The sequence below is a fragment of the Flavobacterium sp. genome (genome assembly GCF_031537875.1).
Classification (GTDB): Bacteria; Bacteroidota; Bacteroidia; order Flavobacteriales; family Flavobacteriaceae; genus Flavobacterium.
In genome coordinates this window covers 333,626-349,858 of sequence record NZ_JAVKNB010000011.1, presented here as the reverse complement: position 1 = coordinate 349,858, position 16,233 = coordinate 333,626, and the positions used below count along the sequence as shown (strand labels likewise).

The 16,233-nt window shown below is 35.3% G+C and carries 11 protein-coding genes and 1 tRNA gene; 2 read left to right on the top strand and 10 right to left on the bottom strand.

The features are described from left to right. Positions 1-248: 248 nt before the first annotated feature. Both RMR09_RS08820 and RMR09_RS08815 read left to right on the top strand, forming a co-directional pair. The gene (locus RMR09_RS08820) at positions 249-1,895 is read left to right on the top strand and encodes a hypothetical protein (RefSeq protein ID WP_310595429.1); all 1,647 of its coding nucleotides are present in this window, start codon (positions 249-251) and stop codon (positions 1,893-1,895) included. Beyond that, positions 1,885-4,812: a DUF2194 domain-containing protein gene (locus RMR09_RS08815; protein ID WP_310595428.1), complete on the top strand. Its 2,928-nt coding sequence runs from the start codon at positions 1,885-1,887 to the stop codon at positions 4,810-4,812. Before RMR09_RS08820 ends, RMR09_RS08815 begins: the two co-directional genes overlap by 11 nt. Before the next feature lie 40 nt (positions 4,813-4,852). On the opposite strand, the gene RMR09_RS08810 is transcribed toward RMR09_RS08815, so the two are convergent. The 10 genes from RMR09_RS08810 to RMR09_RS08765 all read right to left on the bottom strand — a co-directional run bounded on the left by RMR09_RS08810 (position 4,853) and on the right by RMR09_RS08765 (position 16,227). After that, complete coding sequence (locus tag RMR09_RS08810; protein WP_310595427.1) at positions 4,853-6,478, bottom strand: DUF4832 domain-containing protein; 1,626 nt, start codon at positions 6,476-6,478, stop codon at positions 4,853-4,855. A gap of 397 nt (positions 6,479-6,875) precedes the next feature. Further along, a tRNA-Arg gene (locus RMR09_RS08805) sits at positions 6,876-6,949 on the bottom strand. Between the two features lie 176 nt (positions 6,950-7,125). Next, complete coding sequence (locus tag RMR09_RS08800) at positions 7,126-7,371, bottom strand: GIY-YIG nuclease family protein (RefSeq protein WP_310595426.1); 246 nt, start codon at positions 7,369-7,371, stop codon at positions 7,126-7,128. A gap of 196 nt (positions 7,372-7,567) precedes the next feature. After that, complete coding sequence (locus RMR09_RS08795) at positions 7,568-8,017, bottom strand: GatB/YqeY domain-containing protein (RefSeq protein ID WP_310595425.1); 450 nt, start codon at positions 8,015-8,017, stop codon at positions 7,568-7,570. 293 nt (positions 8,018-8,310) lie between these two features. After that, positions 8,311-10,260 (bottom strand): cell division protein FtsZ, encoded by a 1,950-nt coding sequence (gene ftsZ / locus RMR09_RS08790; protein ID WP_310595424.1) that lies wholly within the window; start codon positions 10,258-10,260, stop codon positions 8,311-8,313. A gap of 54 nt (positions 10,261-10,314) precedes the next feature. Further along, positions 10,315-11,700 (bottom strand): cell division protein FtsA, encoded by a 1,386-nt coding sequence (ftsA, locus tag RMR09_RS08785; protein WP_310595423.1) that lies wholly within the window; start codon positions 11,698-11,700, stop codon positions 10,315-10,317. A 6-nt stretch (positions 11,701-11,706) separates the two neighbouring features. Next, complete coding sequence (locus RMR09_RS08780) at positions 11,707-12,429, bottom strand: cell division protein FtsQ (protein WP_310595422.1); 723 nt, start codon at positions 12,427-12,429, stop codon at positions 11,707-11,709. After that, positions 12,416-13,765, bottom strand: a complete 1,350-nt coding sequence (gene murC / locus RMR09_RS08775; protein WP_310595421.1) for a UDP-N-acetylmuramate--L-alanine ligase — start codon at positions 13,763-13,765, stop codon at positions 12,416-12,418. The genes RMR09_RS08780 and murC overlap by 14 nt, the downstream gene beginning before the upstream one ends. A gap of 69 nt (positions 13,766-13,834) precedes the next feature. Further along, positions 13,835-14,923 (bottom strand): undecaprenyldiphospho-muramoylpentapeptide beta-N-acetylglucosaminyltransferase, encoded by a 1,089-nt coding sequence (murG, locus tag RMR09_RS08770; protein WP_310595420.1) that lies wholly within the window; start codon positions 14,921-14,923, stop codon positions 13,835-13,837. An 11-nt stretch (positions 14,924-14,934) separates the two neighbouring features. Then, the gene (locus tag RMR09_RS08765) at positions 14,935-16,227 is read right to left on the bottom strand and encodes an FtsW/RodA/SpoVE family cell cycle protein (protein WP_310595419.1); all 1,293 of its coding nucleotides are present in this window, start codon (positions 16,225-16,227) and stop codon (positions 14,935-14,937) included. Positions 16,228-16,233 lie beyond the last annotated feature (6 nt).

Here is a 16,233-nt window from a genome sequence, read left to right as displayed (position 1 = left end):
CCATTTTATTGGTATTGGTATTCATCATGATACAATTAGGCGTCTATAATTTTTTGAACCTTTTATTCTTATTATCATTATTACTATTGCTGGATTACATTGGAATAAAAAATATCCAGAGACCTAAAAAATACATTACACACAAATTAAACATTCATGCTTTAGAGGTTCTAAAAAACATTGAAAATAAAAAGTCCCTTGCATTTTGGCTGCGATTAGACAAAGATAATAGCCTAAGAAAAAAAGACATGCAATTCATTGCTATTATAGTAGGTTTAGTTACCCTTCAATTTTTCGTAAAATATTATATTTTCAACTTTGATATTTTTTCATTTTCAAAATTATGGTATGCTAATCTTGGGGACATTATACATCTGGATTCTCAAGTTTGGTTTTCTAATGAAAATACGACTTTAGGACAATCTGCTCTGATAGACATTTACAGTAAAACCGTAAACGTAAGCCCAGAAGTTGCTTTGCAGTCCATATCAATATTAGAAGACACTTTACTAGATATTACTATATTTTGGGTTATTTATCAATTGACTCCCTCCAAATTTGTAGCCCCTACAATAGCTGCATTATTCTTTACTTTGGCGCACACTATTGTGCCAATTAATATTGAGTTTATACTAAAAAACAACTCTGTATTCTCCGCATTGACATTAGCCATTCCATTAATGGTTTTCATGATAAATCCTAGCATTTTAAAACTTAAAAACCATAGCTTCCTCATTTTGAGTTCGCTCTGTTTTATCGCTATAGGATTGATTAATTTAGTTGTATTGTTCATCTGTATTCCTCTATTTTTAGCAATTACATTGGCATTGAATTGTCAAAAAGAAAACAAACAATACTGGATTAATCTAGCCGCTTATGCCATTGGAGTAGTTGTTATTCTTACTATATATGCATTAACATGCTATCGTTTAAGAACTGATTTTGCTTTCTTCATCCATTCTAATTTAATTAGCACACATACTTTTACGTACCTTCCTAACTTAAGTTTTCCTTATTCTACGTTAATTTCATTTTATCAAATTTTTTCAGGATTTGGCATTCTAGCAATGGTATTTTTATCCGTAAAAAAGAAAGAAAATTGGAAAGGACCTTTAGCATTTATGCTTTTCTTTAATGGACTAGTACTACTTTCTCACATCAACAATAGTTGGTTAGACACTGATTTGATTATCACTATGATTCCTGTTTTTTCACCAATAACCATTGGTATAAATGTTTCAATTTTAGTAAAAACAATCAATGCTAAATTGAACATTAACCCTAGTTTATCCAAAACTATTTATGGAATCGTAATTATTGTATTTGTAGTTTTCTTAATTCAAATTCAAAAAAAATCGATACAAAAATTAAAAGTTACTGACCGAACGCCAACGACTGTTTTAAATGCCTATGATCAAATTTCAAGATCGTATATTCCCTTTACTTATGCGGTGGTAAATGTGAATTCGGCAGAGCTTATCAGCACAAACAAACACTATTTTATTAACTACGACTATTTTATAGACAACTATATTTACCGAGATTCGGTATACATTGCCCACAAAAAAAACGAGCATTATTTTCAATCGCATCCAAAAATGGTATTGCCCAATTCTATTTTTGTATTTGTATACAATTTAGAAAAAGCCAAAACCAATCTTGATAATGAAACTAGCAACAAAACCAATCACAGTTACGTATTAGACATTGACGACCCTGAAAGTTTGTTTAGTGATGGTAGCCGAAAAGCGCCTCAACTCACCGCTATTATAGACACCTTAAAGAAAAAAGGAAGGACTGTAAAATTGTACTTTAATAGCGATGAAGTCAAAGTATATGAAATTGTCAATGTAGCCAAAAGGAGTAAAACAGAAGATTTGATTTATGAGAAATAACACTCCAAATATTCGCTTGCTAATAGGTAGCCTATTACTGCTACTAACGACTCTTTTTACTGCTTGTAATAAGAGTGATACCTTTTTGGGAGTTGATTGGGACGCAATTATTAAATCGGATAATGATTATACAGAAAGTAATTTTGACCCTTACGAACCCACCATAGCTGAACCTCCTTTAATTCAATTTATTGTAAACGAAAAAGATTCATTGAATGAAGCCTACAGTAAGCATATAGAAAAGGTAGCCGATTATACTAAAATTCCATTTGGAAAAATAAAACTAAAAGATTGGAATACACATCCAAGCATTGCTAAATCAACTCGTGTTTTGTGTTTGATGGAAACCAATGATATTAAAACGAATACCATTGACACCCTACTTCATTTTATTGCCAAAGGTGGAACCGTATTTGTCTCACAAGCTATTACCGATATTCGTTTTGGTTATTTAGCTGGTATAAAAACAACTGGCGATTTAGATACTGACATTACCTCTAAAGGAATTCATTTCACCTCTCCATTTTTACCCAATATGGATGGAAAAGATATTAAACCGAAATTTGGTCATTATAGTTTAAAAGAAAACAATTTTTCATCATCGATTAATGTTCTAGCAACGGCAAGCAATAACCCTAAATTACCCGTTGTAATTGAGAATAAAATTGGAAGAGGAAAAGTAATATATTTCAATTCAACCATGTACCTTGACAAAGAAGATCGAGGATTTCTTTTTTCTTATGTGTTGAGTGGATTAGAAGGTATTCCCTACCCGATTGCTAACACAAGTACGATTTTCTTAGACGACTTTCCATCTCCATTATTTGAGGCAAAACTAGAACCAATTGCTTCCGAAATGAATATCAACACGGCCGAATTTGAAACTAAAGTATGGTGGCCGGATATTAAATATTTGGCACACAAATACCACATTAGCCTAACTGCAATCCCTTGTTTTGATTATGAAAATACAACAAATCCTCCGTTTGATTTTACACAATGGGACTCTAGAAAAATCAAATCCAACAATACTATTGACGCCACAAGTAGTTGGCTGATGAAAGATTGTTTAGGAAACGGCAATGAACTTGGATTTCATGGTTACAATCACGTTTCATTAGAAGTCAAAGGTTGGGAAAAAGAGTATATTCCTATTGCGCTTAATGCTGTGGAAAAAAAATGGGAAATCAATGGGTTTGGCGACTTACCTCGCTCGTACGTTCCACCTTCCAATGTAATTGACAAAATGGGTGTGGGGCAATTAAGAAAAGGAATGCCTTCATTACAATTTATGTGTAGTCTTTACTCGGGTGAGAAATTTGAAGGAGGTGATCGCGAATTTGACTTTGAACCTTACGACCCTACCCTATTTGATTATCCTAGACTTACCGCAGGATTTTATATGGATGAGGATCGAAAATTCTCGCAACAATCTATGTATTTGTATACCGGTATTTGGACTCATTTTATACATCCTGACGACATTTATCAAATCAACTCTGTTTACAATAAAAGTAAAGGAAATTTCGATTTGAGAAATAAAAAGAATCTTGGATGGCGAACTACAAAAGGCAAAAAAGGAGGCATGTTCTATGAATTTGACAACTACCTCAATGAGATCACACATCTATTCCCTCAGATTCGTTTTTTAAATGCTAATACTGCCGGGAATATTGTCTATAACTGGAGAGCTTCGGCCTTCAAGCATACTGAAACGGCAACAAACTACACCGTAGAGAGAAGAAATCAAGACAATACTAACAATCAGTATTGGTTTTTATACGCTACAAAAGCAAATGTTTCGAGCGTTGACGAACAATTGAAAAAACAAAAAGCGATTGTTTCTAAAACTGTTTTTCAAAAAGGATATTTATACACTATTCTCACTCCAAAAGGGAAGATAAGTATTGAAAATTTAACCCAAAAAGAAGCGTTGTCAAAAGAAGCTTTAGAAAACGAGTACAAAAAAATCAAAGCCGCTTATTCTGACTATTTAATCGCTTTCAAAAAGAATTACGACTTTATCAATGGGTATTCTGATACTGATTCTGACGAGTTAGAAATGAATTTATTAAAAGAAAAAATGGTGGCTAATCCAACAATTGACTACGCTACCTGGAATACCTATGCTGATTATATGGCTTGGAAACGAAAACCAATTGAAGTTTGGAAATTACTAAAAGACAAATGTCAAAAATACCCTTCGCAAAGCAATATCAAATACTCTTTAGAATTAGACAAAACTATTGGCTACCCTAATTCGGTAACACAAGAATATTGGCTGTACAAACAAATAGAAATTGACCCTAAAAATAGCACTTTATTAAACGATTATATTGGCAATTTCAATTCAGAGGAAAATGCAAAAAAAATTACTAAAGCCTATCAAAAACTATTAAAAATAGACTTTAATGCCACCACGTATTACAACTATATCGAACATGTTTTGGCATTTGATTCTAAAGTAGCTTTAAAAGAATTAGCTAAAGTAGAACCTAATGAAAATCTGAAACCTTTGGCTGAATCCATCACCTGGTTATTTGCTGATAATAAAGAATTCAAAAAGGCATTAGCTTGGTCAAAATTGACCAATAAAATTGACTTTAGATCCAAATTATATTGGTTAGAGTCGTTAAAAGATTATGACACACTCGAAACTCAGTACCTTATTTATATTTCTAAAAATCCTACTGATTATGCAACACGAGCTGAAATGAGTCGTATTTATTTGGATTTAAACCGTGTTAAAGAAGCTTGGATGATTGCCAATTCATTACCGAATTGTCCAGAGAAAAAAGAAATACAAAAAACACTCAACAATGGACTTTTGGATTTCGATAGTAGCGTCCAAAAAGAAATACTCTCGCGCTACCCACAATTAGTATTTCCTGAGATAAAAGCAAAAATTCAAAACTAAAGATTACAAAAAAGGAAGGTTAAAACCTTCCTTCTTTGTTTTAATGCTGAATGACTACCTTTAAAAAAAGAGAATCATTTTCATTTTTTAGCTCAACTAAATAAGTCCCGTCTGGTAGATTCTTAGTTGCAAATACTTTTGTGTTAGCAGTCTCACTAATTTTGTCTACGGCTACTTTTTCTCCTACACTATTATAGAAAATAATTTCAAACGAAGCTATCGCTGGTGCTTCAATCGTCACGCTCTCATCTGCGGGGATAGGATCAACACTCGTAGTAGGTTTCATAACTTCAGGCTCACTTTTTGTAGTTTGTGGCGCACTGATTTCAATTGAATGCAGTAATTTATTATATCCTGTGCGTGATTCCCATATCCCTAAATTAGCAAATTGAATGGCATATTCGGGTCTGTCTTTCAATCGGCTATCATCATCCGCAATATGAAGCAACAGCTCATAAATTCCTGAAGTTATGGTTTCAGGAATCGCTAAATCATAAGTTAATAAATGCTCCGAATCTTTGTCCCAAAAACGTGGATCTGCATCCAATGCAATTGGATATTCCTTTTTATTCTCCTTATTGCGAAGTATAAGCTGCACTGATTTTTTATTGAAAGGAGTGGCAAACCCCGTATTGACTATTTTCAAAGTACAATGTAGCCGATCCGAAACTGCTAATCGATTAGGAAACTCTGCCGTTTTTAATTCAAAACGGTAGCCTAACCTATTCCCAATTTCGCCAAAACACTTATCATTTTTAAATTTTGACAAAACCCCTGCATTGTAATCCATATTCAAAAATGAATAATGAAAACGATTCATCTCGGTTAGTGCCGTAATACAATTGGATCGAATGGTATTAGGGTCGCAGGTTTCCCCTCCCATAGGAACATATTTTGTCTCTGCTTCCAAGTAAGGAAATTCGACACCCACATTACTAAACGTTCCGTTGTCTGTTTCATCAGAAAGAAAACAATCATTAAAATGCCCCGTTCTAGCAACTGCCGTTTCCTTATACGCCTCCTCCTTGCTAACTGGATTTAGTTGGTAGATTTTCTGCTTTAAAAAAGGAGTGCGAAATTGCACCATTCTAGTTTTTGGAACAGCCGCTAATAACGCCTCCATAATGTCCTTTCTATTCGCATAATCCACAGCGGTAGGTTTCATACCAAAATTAGTGGTGTAAAACCATTCTCCCCAAGTCCCTATAAACCCAGCTTGTACCAAGGCAATCACATCTGAATTAGCTTCAAATATTGGCTTGAGTTGTGCTATGTGTTGTAGCATTTGTTTTTTATTAGCGTCTCGTTGCCCTTCTGTGGTTCTAGAATAAGCAAATCGTACAATGCACTTCAATCCTGCTTTTCGAATGGTTACAAAATCCGCTTTGATGGCATTCAAATACGTTTTATCGATGGGAGTATTTAAAAACTTTTCAATATAAAATATTCGTAAGAGTAAGGTAGTATTGTTCTTTACTCGATACGAAATAAGTTCCTCTTCATCAAGCGGAATATACTTAGTAGCGGTAGTTTCTGTATGTTTATAAAACCCACGTTCTGGATTAGGGATAGTAGCAGTATTCACTTTGTAGTTCACTACCGTAGTGTTTTGAGCAAATGCAGTACTTACTATAAATAGGCACAAAATAAAACCTATTCTTTTCATTGAATTCATATCTAAATAATAATTTTCAAAGGTACTGATTTTGTGCGTCAAGAATAAATAGGGCTGCCAAAATAATTAATTCAATGTATCTCGATACAATAACTTATAAACGAGTAACTTCTCCAATTAAAATTCATTCCATTGCTACCCACACAAAAACCTACTGTAAAACAGTAGGTTTTTGTGAGCACTATAGACTTAAAATCAAATCAACTTATTGATTTCCTGAAGTTTATGGGTTCCCCGCTACCGCGCGAATCCCTTCGCGTGGTCATTAAGTTAAAATTACTAAAAACCGCTGCGCAAAGTCTCCTGACTTTGAGCTCAATCAAATATACTGAAAATTATTGCTTATTAATACCCACAAAAAAACCTACTGCAAAACAGTAGGTTTTTGTGACCGCGGAGGGGTTCGAACCCCCAACCCTCAGAGCCGAAATCTGATATTCTATCCAGTTGAACTACGCAGTCAGGTTTTACTTTTATTAATTACTACTATTCAAATCTGATATTCCCTGCCTGTCGGCAGACAGGTATCCAGTTGAACTACGCAGTCAGTTTATTTACAATTTTTGATATTCGATTTACGAAATCAAGATAATAATTTTTTTGTCAGCAAAAAGCGATTCAGTTGAATTAAAAAAATATTACTTTATCAATACTCTTTTTAAAAATTCTCTACCAATGCCTGTCTTTAAATATTTCTCTCGAAGAACAGCTTCTTCTCTTGTTTCAAATTCTTCGAAATATACTAATTTCCATGGAATATATCCTTTAGTAGATTTTGTCTTTCCAGAATTATGTTCTTGAACACGATTATCCAAATTAGATGTTTGACCTTTATAGAGTCTGCCATCTTTTTCACTTTCTAATACATAAACAAAATACTCCATCACTATTGAAATCTGATATTCCCTGCCTGTCGGCAGACAGGTATCCAGTTGAACTACGCAGTCAGGTTATTTACGATTTTTGATATACGATATTCGATGTACGATGTACGATTTACGATATTTGATATACGATGTACGATATTAGCTTCGCTCCGTTCGGCTTTGTCTCGGGTCGATATACGAAATCAATTTAATCCTAAGATAATAATTTTTTTACAATAGTCGAGATGGTTTTTCCATCAGCTTTTCCAGCTAATTCAGCCGAAGCTAATCCCATTACTTTGCCCATAGCAGCCATTCCTGACGCTCCATTATCGGCAATAATTGTAGCCACTACAGCTTCTACTTCCACTTCTGATAATTGAGCGGGTAAGAATTTTTCAATTACGGCAGCTTGTAACAATTCAGGTTCAGCTAAATCAGGACGTCCTTGTTCTGTATAGATATTAGCGCTGTCTTTACGTTGTTTTACCAAACGTTGCAACAATTTAATTTCTTCGTCTGCACTGATTTCTTCTTTGGCTCCACTTTCAGTTTGTGCTAAAAGCAAGGCTGATTTTACCGCTCTCAATGATTCTAAAGCAACTGTATCTTTGGCTCTCATGGCGTTTTTAATTTCGTCCATGATTTGTGTGGCTAAACTCATATTTTCTATTTTTTAGTGTTTTGATTTTTTGCCCCAGATGGTAGTGAAAAGCCTTTTTAGGAGAAAATGTATTTTTTTCTTGGAGTTAAAAAGCGACTTTAGGAGCTCTTTTACCTCTTTATAAAAAAGCATTTTCGAGAAAAAGCTTGCAACGACAGCTGGACTAAGGCACGCAAATTTAGAACAATTTACTCGAACTAACAAAAGATTGATTACTTGGACTACTAGACAAAAAAATAACCCGAAAATCAGTTGACTTTCGGGTTATATTGGTTTTTGGTTAGCGGGGTTCTTTAATCTACATTATCGTGTAGGTACGAGTTGTTAGAACGCAACTGCAAGTCATTGTTACTGTCTGTTCCCACAGATATTCTCGAATTGGTAGAATTTGATTGATTGGTAGAAAGTTCTACTCCTAATCTTTTATAGGCAGGTTCTTTCTCGTATTCATCAATTTTAGACACGTTATTGTGAAACTTATAATTGAACTCTTTCAACTTTCTTCTTCTTTCGTCAGCACGAGCGCGCAAAGTTTCTTCGATGGTCATTTCCATTGGAGAAATCGATTCGAACTCAGAAGCTGCAATAGTTGATTCGTCTATTTTTTTCATAGTGATGTTCAACTCTTCTGGAACTACTTCAGCCACTTTTTGCACTGGTTGAGTAGCCACAAATTCATTTTCTACTTCCATGTACTCTTCTAACGAGTGACGGATTACTCCGTTTTCAGCCACTTCAGTCATAGGTACAAACTGAACTGGATCAACTACTTTGATATCGTTGATTTCGTTAGAAGTCAATTCGAAAACCACTTTATTTTCTTCTACCGCTGGCTCTGATTTAAACAAAGGCAAATCGAAAGAGAAAGTAGCTTGTTCTTCTTTTTGAACGGCTTTTGGCTGCGCTGTTTCAATAGCGTGCGCCTCAGGCGTTGTGAAGGTAAAATCAATATCATTAATTGGTGAAACGATTTCGAAAGTCACATCTAAATTTTTGATGAATTCAGACATTACGATTAAATCATTTTCATTGGTAATTGGTTCGTAAGCAGCAACCACTGGCTCAGCCACAACAGCTGCAACAGGCTCTTCTTCTTCCAATAACTCAAAAACAATTCTTTCTTCAGTCGCCACTGGAGTTTCTGTATTCAAATCGAATGCAGGAACTGGAGTGTTCGATAAATTATGTGTGATTTTTTGCTCATCTTCTAAAGCGTGAATGATTTTTTTTGGCTCATTATTCACGATTTCATTTTGTTGCTCCAAGTCAAAACCTGTAGCAATAACTGTTACTGCGATGGCATCACCAAGAGTTTCGTCTTCACCAACTCCCATGATAATATTCGCATTGAAACCAGCTTCTGATTGGATGTGGTCATTGATTTCACCAATTTCATCCAAAGTGATTTCATTCGTTCCAGAAACGATAAGCAACAATACGTTTTTGGCACCTTTAATTTTGTTGTCATTTAATAAAGGAGAATCTAAAGCAGAAATAATAGCATCTTTCGCTCTTGTTTCACCTTCAGCTATTGCAGAACCCATAATAGCTGTTCCACTATTAGACAATACCGTTTTAGCATCACGTAAATCGATATTTTGTGTGTAGTGGTGTGTAATTACTTCAGCAATACCTCTTGAGGCAGTTGCCAATACTTCGTCAGCTTTTGAGAAACCCGCTTTGAAACCTAAGTTTCCGTACACTTCTCTCAATTTATTATTATTGATAACAATTAGCGAATCAACTTGTTTGCGCAATTTTTCAATACCAATTAAGGCTTGTTCTTGACGTACTTTACCTTCAAAAACAAATGGAAGCGTCACAATACCTACAGTAAGGATATCGCGTTCTTTAGCCAATTGAGCAATTACAGGCGCAGCACCAGTTCCAGTTCCACCTCCCATACCAGCAGTGATAAATACCATTTTAGTATTTTGATCTAACATTTTTTCAATGTCAGAAATACTTTCAATAGCTGATTGTTGTCCTACATCTGGATTTGCTCCAGCTCCCAATCCTTCTGTTAAGTTGACACCTAACTGAATTTTGTTAGGCACAGCACTATTTTGCAAGGCTTGTGAATCCGTATTACAAACAATAAAATCTACCCCTTTGATTCCTTGTTTAAACATGTGGTTGATGGCGTTGCTCCCGCCGCCTCCAACACCTATTACTTTGATTACATTTGATTGGTTCTTTGGTAAATCAAATGAAATACTTCCAAATTCTGAGTTGCTCATCATTTTATTTGGTTTTTGCTATTTGTTATTAATTTAATATTGTCAAAGGCTAGGCCTCTATTCTGCATTATCTAAGAAATCTTTGATTTTAGTAACGTACTTGTCAAAAAAAGATTCTCTGATTTGGGTTCCTGTAGATTTCCCTTTTGGTTCTTCTACAGTTGCTGGTTTTTCTGCAACCGCTTCGTCTTCGACTTGGATTTCAGTTTCAACCTCTGGGGCTTTGTAAACAGGCATACTTGGGGCTTCTGTCTGTTGATTTATTCTAACAGCACTCTGAGTTTGGTTTTCGATACTATTCATCACTAAACCAACAGCAGTTGCATATAAGGGACTTGATATTTCTTCGCTTGAATTGCCAGCCAAATGTTCGTTTGGATATCCGATTCTAGTATCCATACCCGTGATGTATTCTACCAATTGCTTAATGTGTTGCAATTGTGATCCTCCACCAGTAAGAACAATTCCTGCGATTAATTTTTTTCTAGGGTCTTCGTGTCCGTACGCTTTAATTTCAACAAAAACTTGTTCAATAATTTCGACTACACGAGCGTGAATTATTTTTGACAAATTCTTTAACGAAATCTCTTTCGGCTCTCTTCCTCTCAATCCAGGAATAGAAACAATTTCATTTTCTCTATTTTCTCCTGGCCAAGCTGACCCAAATTTCACTTTCAATAATTCGGCTTGCTTTTCAATAATCGAGCAACCTTCTTTAATGTCGTCTGTAATTACGTTTCCTCCAAAAGGAATTACAGCAGTATGACGAATAATGCCATCTTTAAAAATAGCCAAGTCAGTTGTTCCACCACCAATATCAATCAAGGCAACTCCCGCTTCTTTTTCTTCTTGACTCAAAACAGCATCTGACGAAGCCAATGGCTCTAAAGTCAAACCAGACAATTCAATCCCAGAATCGTGAATACAACGCCCCACGTTTCTGATGGATGAAGCCTGTCCCACTACTACGTGAAAACTAGACTCCAAACGTCCGCCATACATTCCAATTGGTTCTTTAATTTCGGCTTGCCCGTCAATTTTGAATTCTTGAGGCAAAACGTGAATAATTTCTTCCCCAGGAAGCATCGCTAATTTATTTACTTGATCAATCAACTGCTGAATGTCATTCCCTCCAATCACTTCGTCGGGATTGCTTCTGCTGATGTAATCAGTATGTTGAATACTACGAATATGCTGACCCGCAATACCTACTACGCAATCTTTTATTTTATAACCTGAGTTATTTTCAGCTTCTTGTACAGCGTGTTGGATCGACTGAATTGTTTGTGTGATATTATTCACAACACCTCTAGCCACACCTAAACTTTTGGATTTTCCAACACCCAAAATTTCTAGTTTCCCGTACTCATTTTTCTTTCCTATCATCGCGACAATTTTAGTTGTCCCAATGTCTAGTCCTACTGCAATATTCTCTTTTTCCATTACCTCTTATTTTGTGCAAACTACTTGTTCCGTAAAACGGAGATCAATTTTTTTATATTTATACAACGAACTGTCTACAATTGCTTTTTGAAAAAACGCTTTATAATTTCTAATTTTTCGATCCACATTGATGGTTCCACCAAAATCAATTTGAAAATCAAAATTCCTATTCAACATTTTTAAGCTACCATTGGGCATAATTTGAATGGCAATGATGTTTTTTTTCAAAAACGCATCGTCATAAATTTTTCGAAATAATTCAGCTAAGGCGTCACTATTTTTTTTGTTTATCACTCCCAAAACTAGGGGGACTCTCGCGGTAAAATTCGCCGAAAGAGGCATTGTACTTCCCTTGTAATCAATATAAAAAGAACGCTTCCCGTCAAAAACTCTTGCTATTGGAGTTTTTTGTTTTACAACTGCTTTTAGCACTCCGTCGATAGTTACAAAAACATCTGATTTTTCAACCATTTGGTTCGCATCTATGACTTTTTCTAATTTATTCAAATCTAATTTATCTTTTCGGATAGCTGAAGCGTCTTTCTTATTTTCTATTAACAATTTATTAACCGTTTCTTGTTTAAGAAATGGCTCATTTTCTCCAACAAAAACCACCATTGATTTTGTCAATTTTCGGTTTCCATTTCGGTTTGAAGTGAACGAAAACAGGAAAATGACCAAGCCCAACATGAGCAGCAATCGAATCGTTATCCAATTAAATCGTTTCATATAATGCGTTTTTTATTGATGGTACCATTTCTCCTAAATCTCCTGCGCCAATTGTCACAATAATTGGAGCATCACTTGCTACAATTGTTGGAATCAAATCGTCTTTGGAAACTAGTTTTTTATTATCGTTTGTCATTTTATTCATCAACCATTGTGAAGTTATTCCTTCCATAGGCAATTCACGAGCCGGATAAATATCTAACAAAAGTACTTCGTCAAACTGAGACAAACTTTTGGCAAAATCATCTGCAAAATCCTTCGTTCTACTAAACAAATGCGGTTGAAAAATAGCCAATACCTTTTGGTTAGGATACAACTCACGAACTGCCTGATGCACCGCATTAATTTCGGTTGGATGATGGGCGTAATCATCGATGTACACCAAATTAGGCGTTTTAATTTGGTAGGAGAAGCGTCTTCTAATTCCTTTAAAAGAAGCTAAGGCATTTGCAATAGCTTCAGACGAAGTTCCAAAAGTTTTGGCCATTGCCAAAGCCATCAATGCATTCATCAAATTGTGTCTGCCTGGCAATCCAAAAGCTATGTCACGTATTGTTTCTGTTGGGGTTTGCACGTCAAAAACATAACTCCCGTTTCCAACTCTAACATTAAAAGCTTTATAGACCGCTTCCTCATTCACAGCACAAGTCACCCCTTCAATTGGCAATTCATTCGTAATAAACAATTGACTTTTATCTTCTACTTTGTTAGCAAACTCTACAAACGAAGCTTCTATTTCTTCACTCGTACCATAAATATCCAAATGGTCAGCATCCATCGAAGTCACACACGCAATGTTGGGATGCAAGTGCAAAAACGAACGGTCAAATTCATCAGCTTCAACTACCGTAACTGTTTTTCCAGTGCCAATTAAATTAGAATTGTAATTTTCAACAATTCCGCCCACAAAAGCAGTGACATCAGCGCCACTTTCAAATAAAATATGACCTAAAATACTCGAAGTAGTTGTTTTACCATGCGTTCCAGCAACTGCAAAACAGAAGGTATCTTTAGTAATGATTCCTAAAACTTCGGCTCTTTTTTTCACCACATAATCACGCTCTAAAAAGTAATTCCATTGCGAATGAGATACAGGAACGGCTGGGGTGATAATAACCAAGGTGTTCTCTACATAATACTCTTTCGGAATTAAATCGATTCGGTCTTCAAAATGAATATCGATACCGCTTGCAATTAATTCATCGGTTAGCATTGAAGGCGTTTTGTCGTAACCCGAAACATTTTTTCCGATGGTTTTAAAATAACGCGCCAAAGCACTCATTCCGATTCCTCCGATTCCTATAAAAAAGACGTTATGTATTTGATTTAAGTTCATTTTAAATATCAATTTCAAAATTCAATTTCAAAACTCAACTTTTATCATTGATTTTTGAAATTGACATTGTTATTTTATTAGTTTTAGTATCTCTTCTACAATGGCTTTAGTTGCATTAGGCAAAGCCAATTTTTTAATATTTTGACTCAATTCTAGTCGCTTGCTTTCATTGGCAATCAAATCTGAAAGAGTCGATTCAAAAGTGGCATCCAACTCGCTTTCACGAATTAAAATAGCCCCTTTTTTATCGGCAACCGATTGAGCGTTTTTTGTTTGATGGTCTTCAGCCACATTCGGAGACGGAATAAAAACAACCGGTTTCCCTACGATACATAATTCAGAAACCGAAGAAGCTCCAGCTCTTGAAATTACTATGTCTGCCGCTGCATACACTAAATCCATTCGTTCTATAAACGCCATTACTTGAACATTAACCGAATTGTATTTTTGGTATTCTTCAAAATACAATTTCCCACATTGCCAAAGCAATTGTACATTTTGCGAAGCAAAAAACTCCAATTCTTTTTCAATCAATTGGTTCACACGACGCGCACCTAAACTTCCTCCTAAAATCAAAATTGTTTTTTTGTTCGGGTCTAGGTTAAAATGAGTAATGCCTTCGGCTCTTTTACTTTCCACATCTATCAAATCTTGACGCACCGGATTGCCTGTCAAAACCATTTTTTCTTTTGGAAAAAAGCGTTCTAAATTTTCATAAGCCACACAAATTGCATTGGCTTTCTTACTCAATAATTTATTGGTTATTCCAGGAAAAGAATTTTGTTCTTGAATCACTGTCGGTATTCCAGCACTATTGGCCATTTGCAACAAAGGTCCACTTGCAAAACCTCCTGTTCCAATTACTACATCTGGTTGGAATCGTTTTATAATTTGTCTTGATTTTAGCAAACTACTCAATAGTTTTACTGGAAACAACGCATTGTCAAAAGTCAATCGTCTTTGTAAACCAGCAATCCAAAGTCCTCGTATTGGGTAACCCGCTTGAGGCACTTTTTGCATTTCCATTTTATCCTGAGCACCAACAAAAAGAAATTCGGCAGTCGGGAAACGAGATTTCAATTCATTAGCGATAGCAATTGCTGGATAAATATGACCTCCTGTTCCTCCTCCGCTTAATATGAATTTGTATGTTCTCATGGTAAAATTTGCTATTTATTTATGACTGCATCCATTGGGTTTTTTGAACTGTCTTGAATGGAGTAATTGTCTGTTTCAGTATGTTGATCTTCTTCTAATTGTTTATCTATTAATTTTTGAAGTGCTTCTTCTCTTTGGGCAGCTTCTTTCATTTCTTGCTCGATTTCTTCTTCTTTCTTAGTCACATTAATAATGATCCCAAGTGCAAAACAAGTCATCCAAATCGAACTCCCTCCACTACTAATCAAGGGTAAAGTTTGTCCCGTTACAGGCAATAATTCTACTGCTACTGCCATATTAATCAAGGCCTGAAAAATCATTGGAAAACCCAAACTAATGACGACTAGTTTCCCAAAGAGAGTAGTCGCTTTATGGGCAGCAATCACAAACCGAAAGAGTAACAAAAGGTACAATCCAAGTACTAGCAATCCTCCTATTAATCCATATTCTTCAATAATAATGGCAAAAATAAAATCGGAAGATGATTGAGGCAAAAAGTGTCTTTGTACACTCTTACCAGGTCCTAAGCCATATAAATTCCCAGAGGCAATTGCAATTTTAGCTTTCTCAATTTGGTAGTCATCTTCACCAGGCTTATCAGATCTAAAATTCTCAATACGACTAGACCAAGTTCCAACTCTATTAAAGAATTTGGAATCTGGAAAAGTTTTTGCGATAAAGAAGAATAACAATAATCCTGCAATAGCCATTCCAATGATGAATCCGATGTATTTTAATGGGTATTTACCAATGAATGCTACCATAACTACCATTGCAAACATCAAAGCTGTAGTAGAAAAGTTAGCGGGTAATATCAACGCAAGCGTAATAAATACAGGTACCCAAAGCTCTATAATAGACAACTTAAATGTGATGGGAGTTTCTCTTGTTTTCGACAAATAACGCGCTACATAGATGTACAATATAATAGCCGCAATTGATGACGTTTGAAATGAAATTCCGATAAATGGCACTTGCAACCAACGACTGGCATTGGCTCCTCCAATATGTGTCCCTTTGAAAAGCGTAAGTGCTAAAAGCCCCCAAACAAAAGGCAATCCTATTCTCGAAATGACTCTGAAATAATGAAATGGCACTTTGTGAACAAAATAAATAATCATAAAACCCATTCCTAAATGAGCTAAATGTTTTACTAAATACCCTAAAGTGTTTCCGTCTCCATCTCGACCAAAAGCTAAATTAGTACTGGCGCTAAAAACAGGCATAAAGGAAAACAAAGCCAATAAAGCCAAGAATGACCAAATTACCTTATCTCCTTTTAAATTGCTTAATAGCTGTTTCATTTTCAT

Excerpts from the sequence above, each read along its gene's own strand:
- RMR09_RS08765 (WP_310595419.1), bottom strand. The coding sequence starts at position 16,227 with ATGAAACAGCTATTAAGCAATTTAAAAGGAGATAAGGTAATTTGGTCA.
- RMR09_RS08800 (WP_310595426.1), bottom strand. The coding sequence starts at position 7,371 with ATGGAGTATTTTGTTTATGTATTAGAAAGTGAAAAAGATGGCAGACTC.
- RMR09_RS08815 (WP_310595428.1), top strand. The coding sequence starts at position 1,885 with ATGAGAAATAACACTCCAAATATTCGCTTGCTAATAGGTAGCCTATTA.
- RMR09_RS08780 (WP_310595422.1), bottom strand. The coding sequence starts at position 12,429 with ATGAAACGATTTAATTGGATAACGATTCGATTGCTGCTCATGTTGGGC.
- RMR09_RS08795 (WP_310595425.1), bottom strand. The coding sequence starts at position 8,017 with ATGAGTTTAGCCACACAAATCATGGACGAAATTAAAAACGCCATGAGA.
- ftsZ (WP_310595424.1), bottom strand. The coding sequence starts at position 10,260 with ATGATGAGCAACTCAGAATTTGGAAGTATTTCATTTGATTTACCAAAG.
- ftsA (WP_310595423.1), bottom strand. The coding sequence starts at position 11,700 with ATGGAAAAAGAGAATATTGCAGTAGGACTAGACATTGGGACAACTAAA.
- murC (WP_310595421.1), bottom strand. The coding sequence starts at position 13,765 with ATGAACTTAAATCAAATACATAACGTCTTTTTTATAGGAATCGGAGGA.
- RMR09_RS08820 (WP_310595429.1), top strand. The coding sequence starts at position 249 with ATGCAATTCATTGCTATTATAGTAGGTTTAGTTACCCTTCAATTTTTC.
- murG (WP_310595420.1), bottom strand. The coding sequence starts at position 14,923 with ATGAGAACATACAAATTCATATTAAGCGGAGGAGGAACAGGAGGTCAT.
- RMR09_RS08810 (WP_310595427.1), bottom strand. The coding sequence starts at position 6,478 with ATGAAAAGAATAGGTTTTATTTTGTGCCTATTTATAGTAAGTACTGCA.